General features: G+C 53.9%; 10 protein-coding genes. All 10 read left to right on the plus strand.

Going from position 1 to position 12904, the window contains the following annotated elements:
- The 10 genes from ACS0RQ_RS08980 (at nt 1) to galF (ending at nt 12886) form a co-directional block, all read left to right on the plus strand.
- On the plus strand, nt 1–474 hold the full coding sequence (locus ACS0RQ_RS08980; RefSeq protein WP_041851965.1) for a GDP-mannose mannosyl hydrolase: 474 nt from the start codon (nt 1–3) through the stop codon (nt 472–474).
- Nucleotides 471–1775, plus strand: a complete 1305-nt coding sequence (gene wcaI / locus ACS0RQ_RS08985) for a colanic acid biosynthesis fucosyltransferase WcaI (RefSeq protein ID WP_271850992.1) — start codon at nt 471–473, stop codon at nt 1773–1775. Before ACS0RQ_RS08980 ends, wcaI begins: the two co-directional genes overlap by 4 nt.
- Nucleotides 1772–3208, plus strand: a complete 1437-nt coding sequence (gene cpsB, locus ACS0RQ_RS08990) for a mannose-1-phosphate guanyltransferase (protein ID WP_041851963.1) — start codon at nt 1772–1774, stop codon at nt 3206–3208. The genes wcaI and cpsB overlap by 4 nt, the downstream gene beginning before the upstream one ends.
- A gap of 131 nt (nt 3209–3339) precedes the next feature.
- Nucleotides 3340–4710: a colanic acid biosynthesis phosphomannomutase CpsG gene (gene cpsG / locus ACS0RQ_RS08995; RefSeq protein ID WP_271851033.1), complete on the plus strand. Its 1371-nt coding sequence runs from the start codon at nt 3340–3342 to the stop codon at nt 4708–4710.
- Between the two features lie 81 nt (nt 4711–4791).
- On the plus strand, nt 4792–6186 hold the full coding sequence (wcaJ, locus tag ACS0RQ_RS09000) for an undecaprenyl-phosphate glucose phosphotransferase (RefSeq protein WP_271850991.1): 1395 nt from the start codon (nt 4792–4794) through the stop codon (nt 6184–6186).
- A 158-nt stretch (nt 6187–6344) separates the two neighbouring features.
- Nucleotides 6345–7823 carry a colanic acid undecaprenyl disphosphate flippase WzxC gene (wzxC, locus tag ACS0RQ_RS09005; protein ID WP_071195747.1) on the plus strand — a complete coding sequence of 493 codons (1479 nt, stop codon included), beginning with the start codon at nt 6345–6347 and terminating at the stop codon, nt 7821–7823.
- 74 nt (nt 7824–7897) lie between these two features.
- On the plus strand, nt 7898–9175 hold the full coding sequence (gene wcaK, locus ACS0RQ_RS09010) for a colanic acid biosynthesis pyruvyl transferase WcaK (protein WP_041851960.1): 1278 nt from the start codon (nt 7898–7900) through the stop codon (nt 9173–9175).
- Nucleotides 9172–10392 carry a colanic acid biosynthesis glycosyltransferase WcaL gene (gene wcaL, locus ACS0RQ_RS09015; RefSeq protein WP_071195749.1) on the plus strand — a complete coding sequence of 407 codons (1221 nt, stop codon included), beginning with the start codon at nt 9172–9174 and terminating at the stop codon, nt 10390–10392. The genes wcaK and wcaL overlap by 4 nt, the downstream gene beginning before the upstream one ends.
- A gap of 11 nt (nt 10393–10403) precedes the next feature.
- Nucleotides 10404–11810: a colanic acid biosynthesis protein WcaM gene (wcaM, locus tag ACS0RQ_RS09020; protein ID WP_271850990.1), complete on the plus strand. Its 1407-nt coding sequence runs from the start codon at nt 10404–10406 to the stop codon at nt 11808–11810.
- Between the two features lie 182 nt (nt 11811–11992).
- Nucleotides 11993–12886, plus strand: coding sequence for a GalU regulator GalF (galF, locus tag ACS0RQ_RS09025; protein ID WP_041851958.1), 894 nt, complete (start codon nt 11993–11995; stop codon nt 12884–12886).
- Nucleotides 12887–12904 lie beyond the last annotated feature (18 nt).

Genomic DNA, 12904 nt, shown 5'->3' on the forward strand with positions numbered 1-12904 from the left:
ATGTTTTTACGTCCGGAAGATTTTGCCACGGTCGTGCGTTCGACTCCGCTTATCTCCATCGATCTTATCGTGGAGAACGAAAGCGGCGAGTTTTTGCTCGGCAAGCGTACGAATCGTCCGGCGCAGGGTTACTGGTTTGTGCCGGGTGGACGGGTGCAAAAAGATGAACCTCTGGCGAGCGCGTTTGAACGTTTGACGCTGGCTGAACTGGGCGTACTCCTGCCGATGTCGGCAGGAGAGTTTTATGGCGTCTGGCAGCACTTCTATGACGACAACTTCTCCGGCAGCGATTTTTCTACCCACTACATCGTGCTCGGTTTTCGCTTACGGGTCGATGCCTCCTCGCTGGCCCTGCCGACAGAACAGCACGATGACTATCGCTGGCTGACGCCCGATGTGCTGATTGCTGACCCGCTGGTACATGACAATAGCCGCGCCTACTTCAAGGAAGCGCGGGGAGTACCGGGCTTATGAAAATTCTTGTTTACGGCATCAACTATGCGCCGGAGTTAACCGGTATCGGTAAATACACCGGCGAGATGGTTGAATGGATGGCCCGGCAGGGGCATGACGTGCGTGTCATTACCGCACCACCTTACTACCCGGAATGGCAGGTGGGTAAGGCGTATTCCGCCTGGCGTTATCGCCGGGAAAGCGGTGCCGCGACCGTCTGGCGCTGTCCTCTGTATGTGCCGAAACAGCCTTCGACATTGAAACGCCTGATTCACCTGACCAGCTTCGCCGTGAGCAGCTTTTTCCCGCTGATGGCACAGCGTCGCTGGAAGCCGGATCGCATCATCGGCGTGGTACCAACGCTGTTTTGCACACCGGGTATGCGTCTGCTGGCAAAACTCACCGGTGCGCGCACGTTGCTGCACATCCAGGATTATGAAGTTGACGCCATGCTTGGCTTAGGGATGGCCGGGAAAGGCAAAACCGGCAGAGTGGCGAAACTGGCCGCCGCGTTTGAGCGCAGCGGTCTGCACAACGTTGACAATGTGTCCACCATCTCCCGCTCAATGATGAACAAAGCACGGGAAAAAGGGGTGGAGCCAGGGCGGATAATCTTCTTCCCGAACTGGTCAGAAGTGGCCCGCTTTCGCGACGTTGACGCGCAGGACGTTGCCCAACTGAGACAAGCGTTGGGATTGCCGGAAGATAAAAAAATCATTCTTTACTCCGGCAACATTGGTGAAAAGCAGGGGCTGGAAAATGTGATTGCAGCCGCGGCTAACCTTCGCGAGCAACCGTGGTTGTTTGTGATTGTGGGTCAGGGTGGCGGCAAAGTCAGACTGGAAAAACAGGCCCTGCAACAGGGGCTGGATAACGTGAAATTCTTTCCGTTGCAGTCTTACGAGGCGTTGCCTGCGCTGCTCAAGATGGCCGATTGCCATCTGGTGATTCAAAAACGTGGCGCGGCGGATGCCGTGCTGCCATCGAAACTGACCAATATCCTCGCCGTGGGCGGCAATGCCGTTATCACCGCCGAGGCGTCCACCGAATTGGGCCAACTGTGTCTGGCATCGCCGGGCATTGCCGTGTGCGTAGAGCCTGAATCCGTACCGGCGTTGACGGCGGGCATCGAACAGGCACTCTTGATGCCCCAAACCAACGCGGTGGCACGTGAATATGCCGAACGCACGCTCGAGAAAGAGAGCGTGTTAACCCAGTTTATGACTGATATCTCCCGACGCGATCCGGCGGTCAGTGCAGGGCAGGCCGCCCATGCGCAAGACGAACGTCTGAATTACGAAGGGAATGGGGATAAATCATGAGTCAAACACAACTGTATCCGGTAGTGATGGCCGGAGGCTCCGGCAGCCGCCTGTGGCCACTGTCCCGTGTCCTGTATCCAAAACAATTCCTCTGCCTGAAAGGCGATTTGACCATGCTGCAGACCACCGTCTGCCGTCTGGACGGGGTGGAGTGTGAAAGTCCGGTTGTTATCTGTAATGAACAACACCGCTTTATCGTTGCCGAGCAGTTGCGCCAGCTCAACAAGCTGACGGAAAACATCATCCTTGAACCGGCGGGACGTAACACCGCACCGGCGATTGCGCTGGCCGCAATGGCGATCAAACGCCATAACCCGACCTCTGACCCGCTGATGCTGGTGCTGGCGGCGGATCATGTGATTCAGGATGAAGAAGCGTTCCGCACGTCGGTGCGCCAGGCGCTGGCCTATGCCGAAAGCGGCAAACTGGTGACCTTTGGCATCGTACCGGACCTGCCGGAGACCGGTTATGGCTACATTCGTCGTGGCGAAGTGACCCCAGGTAAAGGTGAAGGTCTGGCCTTCGACGTGGCGCAGTTTGTGGAAAAACCGAACCTTGATACGGCGCAGGGTTATGTAGCGAGCGGTGAATATTACTGGAACAGCGGCATGTTCCTTTTCAGCGCCGGGCGCTATCTGGAAGAGCTGAAAAAATATCGTCCCGATATTTACGAGGCCTGCGAGCGCGCAATGAATGTAACGGACCCGGACCTGGACTTTATCCGTGTTGATGAAGCCGCGTTCCTGGCCTGCCCGGAAGAGTCTATCGACTACGCGGTAATGGAAAAAACCGCCGATGCGGTGGTTGTACCGATGGATGCCGGCTGGAGCGATGTGGGTTCCTGGTCCTCGTTGTGGGAAATCAGCGCCCATACGCCCGAGGGAAACGTCCATCACGGCGACGTCATCAGTCATGACACGGAGAACAGCTTCGTCTATGCGGAGTCCGGTCTGGTCACCACCGTCGGCGTGAAAGATCTGGTGGTGGTGCAGACCAAGGATGCCGTGCTGATTGCGGACCGTAACCATGTGCAGGATGTGAAGAAAGTGGTCGAGCAGATCAAAGCGGATGGCCGCCATGAGCACCACATTCACCGCGAAGTCTATCGTCCCTGGGGGAAATATGACTCCATTGATGCGGGCGATCGCTATCAGGTGAAGCGCATCACTGTGAAACCTGGCGAAGGGCTTTCGGTCCAGATGCATCATCATCGGGCAGAACACTGGGTTGTGGTGGCCGGTACGGCGAAAGTCACTATTAATGACGAGATCAAACTGCTGGGTGAGAACGAGTCGGTCTACATTCCGCTCGGTGCACGTCACTGTCTTGAGAACCCAGGGAAAATACCGCTCGATTTAATTGAAGTACGGTCCGGTTCATATCTTGAAGAGGACGATATTGTGCGGTTTGAAGATCGCTACGGGCGCATCTGACGCTGTCCGACACCTTTTGCGTAGCCGCTGATTTGCCGCAACGCGACGTCGGACAGCTATAACGATTGAATTGTTTTTGATTATTTCTCCACACCGGAGAGGGCTAACTGTTGCCTGAAAACGAGGTAATGATGGAAAAATTAACCTGTTTTAAAGCCTACGATATTCGCGGCAAGCTGGGTGAAGAGCTGAATGAAGACATTGCCTGGCGGATTGGCCGGGCTTATGGCGAATATTTAAAACCACAAACCATCGTGCTGGGCGGTGATGTCCGTTTAACGAGCGAAACATTAAAGCTGGCGCTGGCCAAAGGGCTACAAGACGCGGGTGTGGATGTTCTGGATATCGGGCTTTCGGGCACCGAAGAGATCTATTTTGCCACCTTCCATCTGGGCGTAGATGGCGGTATTGAAGTGACGGCCAGCCATAACCCGATGGACTACAACGGTATGAAGCTGGTCCGTAAAGGTGCCCGTCCAATCAGCGGTGATACGGGGCTGCGCGATGTTCAGCGCCTGGCAGAAGCGAATGACTTCCCGCCGGTGAATGCGCAAAAACGCGGCAGCTATCGGCAAATCAACCTGCGTGATGCCTATATTGATCACCTGCTCAGCTATGTCGACCTGGCGAATTTTAAACCGTTAAAGCTGGTGATCAATTCCGGTAACGGGGCGGCAGGGCCGGTCATTGATGCCCTGGAACAGCGCTTTAAGGCGAACAATGTTCCCGTGACCTTTATCAAGGTGCACAACACCCCCGATGGCAACTTCCCGAACGGTATCCCGAACCCACTGCTGCCGGAGTGCCGTGACGATACCCGCAACGCGGTTATTGAACATCATGCGGATTTAGGTATCGCGTTCGACGGCGATTTTGACCGCTGCTTCTTCTTTGACGGTAACGGCCAGTTCATCGAGGGCTATTACATCGTCGGTCTGCTGGCGCAGGCATTCCTGGAGAAAAACCCCGGCGCGAAGATTATCCACGACCCGCGTCTTTCCTGGAACACGGTGGACGTTGTCACGGCGGCAGGCGGTAAGCCGGTGATGTCGAAAACCGGGCATGCGTTTATTAAAGAGCGGATGCGTGAAGAGGATGCGATCTACGGCGGTGAGATGAGCGCGCATCACTATTTCCGTGATTTTGCCTATTGCGATAGCGGCATGATCCCATGGCTTTTGGTGACGGAGCTGCTGTGCCTCAAGGGCAAAACGCTGGAAGCGCTGGTACGCGACCGCATGGCGGCTTTCCCGGCCAGCGGCGAGATCAACTTAAAGTTGGACCAGGCCGCGCCGGCAATCGCCCGTGTCGAAGCACATTTTACCGGTTCTGCGCTTAGCGTTGACCGTACCGATGGCATCAGCATGTCCTTCCCGGACTGGCGCTTTAATTTGCGCTCGTCCAATACCGAGCCGGTTGTGCGTCTGAACGTGGAATCGCGCAGCGACACCGCGCTGATGGAGGCGCGAACACAGGACATTCTGGCGTTGTTGAAACAGTAATCCCTGTTTTCCCCTCACTTTAACCCTTTTCTGCGAGAGGAGAGGGCTGGGGTGGGGGGAAACAAATGAATAGGTACAACGATGACAAATCTAAAAAAGCGCGACCGGGCCAAAACGAATGCATCGTTAATCTCAATCGTGCAGCGATTCTCAGACATCACCATCATGTTCGGTGGGCTGTACATTGTCTGTAGGTTCAATACGTTGCCATTCTTTTATCAGCACCTGCTGATGGCCCTCATTACCCTGGTGGTGTTCCAGATGATTGGCGGCATGACCGATTTTTATCGTTCATGGCGTGGTGTGCGGTTTATGACCGAGCTGGTTTTATTGTTGCAAAACTGGACCCTCAGTTTTGTCTTTAGCGCCGGTCTGGTGGCTTTTCGCAGCGAACTTAACAATACCTTTGCCCTCTATTTTGCCTGGTATTTGCTCAGCAGTTCAGGGCTGATTATCTGCCGTGGGATTATCCGTTTTGCCGCCGGTTGGCTGCGTAATCATGGCTATAACACCCGTCGCGTTGCGGTGGCGGGCGACCTTCCCGCCGGGCAGGAACTGCTGGAGAGTTTTCGTAATGAACCCTGGCTGGGTTTTGAAGTGATCGGTGTCTATCACGACGCGAAACCGGGTGGCGTGAGCAGTGACTGGGTGGGTAATTATGACCAACTACTTGACGACGCTCGCGCCGGGAAAATCCACAACGTCTATATCGCCATGTCAATGAACGACGCTCAGTGCATCAAACATCTGGTGCGGCAACTGGCAGACACCACCTGCTCGGTGATCCTGATACCCGATGTTTTCACCTTCAACATTCTGCATTCGCGAATTGAAGAGGTGAATGGCGTGCCGGTGGTGCCGCTGTATGACACGCCGCTTTCGGGCGTCAACCGCATTCTCAAACGCCTTGAAGACATTGTGCTGGCGTCGCTCATCCTGATGCTGATCTCACCGGTTCTGTTGGGGATCTCGATGGCGGTGAAATTGACCTCCCCAGGCCCGGTTATCTTCCGTCAGACCCGTTACGGCATGGACGGTAAAGCTATCAAAGTGTGGAAATTCCGCTCCATGAAAGTTATGGAGAACGACAAGGTCGTAACCCAGGCCACGCAAAACGATCCGCGCGTGACTAAAGTTGGCAGCTTCCTGCGCCGGACGTCCCTGGATGAGCTACCGCAGTTTATTAATGTGCTGACGGGCGGGATGTCTATCGTCGGCCCACGCCCTCATGCGGTGGCGCATAACGAGCAGTACCGTCAGCTCATTGAAGGCTACATGCTGCGTCATAAAGTGAAACCGGGTATTACCGGCTGGGCGCAGATCAATGGCTGGCGCGGGGAGACGGATACGCTGGAAAAAATGGAAAAACGCGTTGAGTTCGACCTCGAGTACATCCGTGAATGGAGTCTTTGGTTCGATATCAAAATCGTTTTTCTGACCATCTTTAAAGGGTTTGTGAATAAAGCGGCGTATTAGGAACTTGTCCCATAAGGCTATTTTGCTGACCATTTTGAACCAGGGCAGTGCTCAAAATCCTCACGTACTTCGTGTACGTTCCGATTTTTCCGCGCTGTCCGTGTTCAAACTGCCTGCGCCAATAACGCCTTATGGGCCATGTTCAAAGGAAAAAAATCATGAGCTTACGTGAAAAAACCATCAGCGGGGCGAAATGGTCGGCCATGGCAACGTTGACCATTATCGGGCTTGGGCTGGTACAGATGACTGTACTGGCGCGCATTATCGATAACCACCAGTTTGGCCTGCTCACTGTCTCGCTGGTGATTATCGCGCTCGCCGATACGCTATCGGATTTTGGTATTGCCAACTCCATTATCCAGCGTAAGGAGATAAGTCATCTCGAACTCACCACCCTGTACTGGCTGAATGTCGGGCTGGGGCTGGTGGTCTGTGTGGCTATCTTTTTACTCAGCGATCTGATTGCCGGGTTGCTGCATAACCCGGATCTGGCGCCGCTGATAAAAACTCTGTCGCTGGCCTTTGTGCTGATTCCGCATGGTCAGCAGTTCCGGGCGCTGATGCAAAAGGAGCTGGAGTTTAACAAGATCGGCAGCATAGAAACCGTCTCGGTGCTGGCTGGTTTTACCTTTACGGTGGTCAGCGCCTTTTTCTGGCCACTGGCAATGACCGCCATCCTCGGCTATCTGGTTAACAGCGCCGTGCGCACGCTGCTCTTCGGCTGGTTTGGCCGCAAGATTTACCGTCCTGGTCTGCATTTTTCGCTGCGTTCGGTCAGTTCTAACCTCAAGTTTGGCGCGTGGCTTACGGCGGACAGCGTCATTAACTACCTGAACACCAACCTCTCTACGCTGGTACTGGCGCGCATCCTTGGGGCCAGCGTCGCGGGCGGTTACAACCTGGCCTATAACGTGGCCGTCGTTCCACCAATGAAACTCAACCCCATCATTACGCGCGTCCTGTTCCCGGCTTTCGCCAAAATTCAGGATGACACGGAAAAGCTGCGGCTTAATTTTTACAAGCTGTTGTCGGTGGTAGGGATCATTAACTTTCCGATCCTGCTTGGGCTGCTGGTGGTGTCGAATAACTTCGTGCCGCTGGTGTTCGGCGAGAAGTGGAGCAGCATCATTCCTGTCCTGCAATTGTTATGCATTGTGGGGCTGCTGCGTGCGGTCGGCAATCCTATTGGGTCGTTGTTAATGGCCAAAGCCCGCGTGGATATCAGCTTTAAATTCAATGTCTTCAAAACCTTTTTGTTTATTCCCGCCATCATTATTGGCGGCCACCTGGCAGGGGCCATTGGCGTCACGCTGGGCTTTCTGCTGGTGCAGATTATCAACACCGTCCTGAGCTATTTCGTGATGATCAAACCTGTTCTGGGATCCAGCTATCGCCAGTACATCCTGAGTCTGTGGCTGCCGTTCTACCTGTCGCTGCCGACGCTGGTGGTGAGTTATGGGCTGGGGCTGTCACTCGCCGGGCGTCTGCCGGTGTCGGCATTGCTTGCCGTTCAGGTGATGGCGGGCGCGCTGGCGTTCGCGGCGATGATTGTGCTGTCACGTAATGCGCTGGTGGTGGAGATGAAACGCCAGTTTTGCCGCAACGAAAAGATGAAAACGCTATTGCGTGCCGGTTGATATTCATTTTTTCCTCACCCCGGTTCTCTTCCCGAACGGAGAGGGTTGGGGGGGGAATTTTTTAAGAGGTCATTATGAAATTATTAATTCTTGGCAATCACACCTGCGGCAACCGTGGCGACAGCGCCATTTTGCGTGGGTTGCTGGATGCGATTGCACGCATCGAACCACAAGCGGAAGTGGACGTAATGAGCCGCTACCCGGTGAGTTCTTCCTGGCTGTTGAACCGCCCGGTCATGGGTGATCCACTCTACAGCCAGATGAAAGCACACAATACTGCCGCCGGGTTAATGGGACGGGTGAAAAAGGTCCTGCGCCGTCGCTACCAGCACCAGGTACTGCTTTCTCGGGTGACCGATAGCGGCAAGCTGCGCAACATCGCTATTGCCCAGGGTTTTACCGATTTCGTCCGCCTGCTTGCAGGTTATGACGCGATTATCCAGGTGGGTGGATCCTTTTTTGTCGATCTTTACGGCGTTCCGCAGTTCGAACATGCCCTCTGTACGTTTATGGCAAAAAAGCCGCTGTATATGATTGGCCACAGCGTCGGGCCCTTCCAGGATCCGCAGTTTAATCAACTGGCAAATTATGTCTTTGGTCATTGCGACGCGTTGATCCTGCGTGAGAGCGTCAGTCTGAATTTAATGAAGCAGAGTGAAATCACGACCGAGAAAGTGGAGCAGGGCGTTGATACTGCCTGGCTGGTGGAAGATGATGCGGCGTTTATCCCCAGCTACGCCGTCCGTCACTGGCTGGATGTGGCCGCAAAACAAAAAACGGTCGCTATTACGCTACGTGAACTCGCGCCGTTTGATAAGCGACTGGGTACGACCCAGCAAGCCTATGAAAAGGCCTTTGCCGACGTGGTGAACCGGATCCTTGATGCAGGCTGGCAGGTGATCGCGCTCTCGACCTGTACTGGTATCGACAGTTACAACAAAGATGACCGGATGGTGGCGCTCAATCTGCGTCAGCATATTAGCGACCCGTCCCGCTACCACGTGGTCATGGATGAACTTAACGACCTCGAAATGGGTAAAATCCTCGCCGCCTGTGACCTGACGGTGGGTACACGCCTGCACTCCGCCATTATCTCGATGAACTTCGGTACGCCGGCTATCGCCATTAACTACGAACACAAATCAGCCGGGATTATGCAACAGCTCGGTATGCCGGAGATGGCGGTGGATATTCGCCACTTGCTGGATGGCTCGCTGGCGGCGATGGCGGCGGACACCCTGGGGCAACTGCCTGCGCTCAATCAACGCCTGGCCACCGCCGTGGCGGCGGAACGAGAGAAAGGCGCGTTAATGGTGAAATCGGTGCTGGATCGCATTCGGGAGGTGAAATGAAAGTCAGCTTCTTCTTGCTGAAATTTCCGCTCGCCTCAGAAACCTTTGTTCTGAATCAGATTGTGGCGTTTATCAACATGGGTTATGAGGTGGAGATCGTCGCGCTGCATAAGGGCGATCTGCAAAATACCCATAGCGCCTGGACGGAGTACCGTCTGGCGGAAAAAACCCACTGGTTACTGGATGAGCCGGAGGGCAAGCTGGCGAAACTGCGCTATCGTGGGCAGGCGATATTACGCGGCGCAGGACGCGCGGCCACCTGGAAAGCGCTCAATATGTCGCGCTACGGTGATGAAGCGCGAAATCTGATTCTGGCAGCCATCTGCGGTCTGACACCGCAGGTTTTTCGCGCCGATGTGTTTATTGCCCATTTTGGCCCGGCAGGGGTTACGGCGGCGAAACTGCGCGAACTGGGTCTGTTACAAGGCAAGATTGCCACTGTTTTCCACGGCATTGATATTTCGCATCGTGATGTGCTCAGCCACTATACGCCGGAATATCAGCAACTTTTTCGCCGTGGCGACCTGATGTTACCTATTAGTGAACTGTGGGCGGACAGGTTACGCAGTATGGGCTGCCCGGAAGAAAAAATTGCCATCTCGCGCATGGGGGTGGATATCGCCCGTTTTACCCTGCGCCCGGTGAAAGCCCCCGGAACGCCGCTGCAGATGATCTCTGTTGCGCGGCTGACTGAGAAAAAGGGGCTGCATGTAGGTATTGAAGCCTGCCGTTTACTTAAAGAGCGTGGTGTGGCCTTTACCTGGACTATTTTGGGCATTGGCCCGTGGGAGCGGCGCTTGCGCACCCTGATTGAGCAATACCAACTGGATGATGTGATCCACATGCCGGGCTTTAAGCCCAGCCATGAGGTCAAAGCGATGTTGGATGAAGCCGATCTCTTTTTATTGCCGTCGGTCACCGGTGTGGATGGCGATATGGAAGGGATTCCCGTGGCCCTCATGGAGGCGATGGCCGTAGGTATTCCGGTGGTGTCAACGGTGCACAGTGGCATTCCTGAACTGATCAACGCTGGGGAGTCTGGCTGGCTGGTGCCGGAAAATGACGCCCGCACGCTGGCGGACAAGCTCGCCGAGTTCAGTGCAATGCAGCGTCAGGATCTGACGCCGGTGATTGCCCGTGCCCGCCAAAAAATCGAAACCGACTTCAACCAGCAACGTATCAATCAGCAACTTGCCACGCTGCTACAGGCGCTCTGAATCGAGGTCCTATGTCTGAGTTCGAAAAAAAGAATCGATTTGCGTTTAACCGACGCAGTTTCCTGACTGCTGGCGCCGCTCTTGCGGCGCTGCCTTTTTTACCGGTTGCCACAGCGCGCGCCGAAACGGTGGATATCCGTCGCTATCAGACAACCGACTGGCCTGCGGCGTTGAAACAGGCCTTTAGTGAAGCGCAAACGGTTGAAATCCCGGAAGGTCTGGTGTGCGAAAACCTCAATACCGGGGTCTTTATTCCGCCGGGGAAAACGCTGTTGGTGCGGGGGAGCATTAAAAGTAATGGCCGTGGGCGTCTGGTATTGCAGGATGGTTGTAAGGTCATCGGTGAGAAGGGGGGGAGTCTGTACAATCTGACGCTTGATGTCCGCGGTTCAGATTGTGTCATTCAAGGTTTGAATATGAGCGGCTATGGCCCGGTGGCGCAAATCTACATCGGTGGAAAAGAGCCGCAGGTGATGCGCAATCTGACCATCGACAACATTACGGTCACCAAAGCCAACTACGCCATCCTGCGTCAGGGTTTCCATAATCAGATTATTGGCGCCCGGATCACCAATAGTCACTTTACCTACTTACAAGGTGACGCCATAGAGTGGAACGTCGCCATTAACGATCGCGATATCCTGATCTCTGACCATGTCATTGATCATATTGACTGCACGAACGGCAAAATCAACTGGGGCATTGGTATTGGGCTGGCGGGCAGTACCTACGATAACACCTACCCGGAAGACCAGGCGGTGAAGAATTTTGTTGTTGCCAACATCACCGGCAGCAATTGCCGACAACTGGTCCACGTTGAAAACGGCAAACACTTTATTATTCGTAACATTAAGGCAGAAAATATTACCCCGGACTTCAGCAAAAAAGCCGGGATAGATAACGCGACGGTGGCGATATATGGCTGTGACAATTTTGTCATTGATAACGTCTCGATGGTCAACAGCGCCGGGATGCTCATCGGCTACGGGGTTATCAAAGGCGATTATTTGTCCATTCCGCAAAATTTCAAACTGAACGATATTCACCTGAAGAATGCACAGAATCAATACAAGCTGCGCGGTATCCAGATATCGTCCGGTAACGCCACCTCATTTGTGGCCATTACCAACCTCAACTTACAGCGGGCAACGCTGGAGTTCCATAACAAACCACAACACCTTTTCCTGCGAAATATCAATGTAATGCAAGATTCCTCTGTGGGGCCGGCACTCAAGCTTAACTTCGATTTACGTAAGGATGTGCGCGGGCGCTTTATGGCGCGGCAGGATACCTTGCTGTCGCTGGCAAATATTAAAGCTGTGAATGAGAAAGGGCAGAGCTCCGTCGATATCGATCGCATCGATCATCAGGTTGTGAATGTACAAAATCTCAACTTCCGTTTGCCGGCGAAGCCGTAGCGGTAAGGAGATTGTCATACTTTGCGATGAATCCTGGAGACTTTATTTCACTGCCAGGATTACATCTACAGCAATTATACGACAATCGGCGTAACATATTTCGCGGCAACTCGTCCCGTGAACGCTGGCGAAAAGAAGTTGAAGGTCTATAATTTATCAATCATTTACAGGTGGAAGGCATAATGATTAATTTGAAAGCAGTTATTCCGGTAGCAGGTTTGGGGATGCATATGCTACCCGCCACCAAAGCTATTCCTAAAGAGATGCTACCTATCGTCGATAAGCCAATGATTCAATACATCGTCGACGAAGTTGTTGCTGCAGGGATCAAAGAAATCGTCCTGGTCACTCACTCTTCCAAAAACGCGGTCGAAAACCACTTCGATACCTCCTATGAGCTGGAAGCGTTACTTGAACAGCGCGTAAAACGTCAGCTTCTGGCTGAGGTGCAGTCAATTTGCCCTCCTGGCGTGACAATCATGAACGTCCGTCAGGCGCAACCGCTGGGCCTGGGGCACTCGATTCTTTGTGCGCGCCCAATCGTTGGCGACAATCCGTTCGTTGTGGTCCTGCCGGATATCATTCTGGATTCCGCTTCTGCCGACCCGCTGCGTTACAACCTGGCGGCAATGGTTGCCCGTTTCAATGAAACCGGCCGTAGCCAGGTGCTGGCAAAACGCATGAAGGGCGACTTGTCTGAATACTCTGTGATTCAGACCAAAGAGCCGCTGGATAGCGAAGGTAAGGTGAGCCGTATCGTTGAGTTCATCGAAAAACCGGATCAGCCGCAAACGCTGGATTCAGACCTGATGGCTGTAGGCCGCTATGTGCTTTCTTCTGAAATCTGGGCAGAACTGGAGCGTACTGAGCCTGGCGCCTGGGGACGTATTCAGTTAACGGATGCCATCGCGGAACTGGCGAAGAAGCAGTCAGTGGATGCCATGCTGATGACTGGCGAGAGCTACGACTGCGGTAAAAAAATGGGCTACATGCAGGCGTTCGTCAACTACGGCCTGCGTAACCTCAAAGAAGGTCAAAAATTCCGCGAAAGCATTAAGAAACTTTTGACGCAGTAACCAGTTAGAAAAAAAAGA

The sequence above is a fragment of the Phytobacter diazotrophicus genome (genome assembly GCF_052061655.1).
Classification (GTDB): domain Bacteria; phylum Pseudomonadota; class Gammaproteobacteria; order Enterobacterales; family Enterobacteriaceae; genus Phytobacter; species Phytobacter diazotrophicus.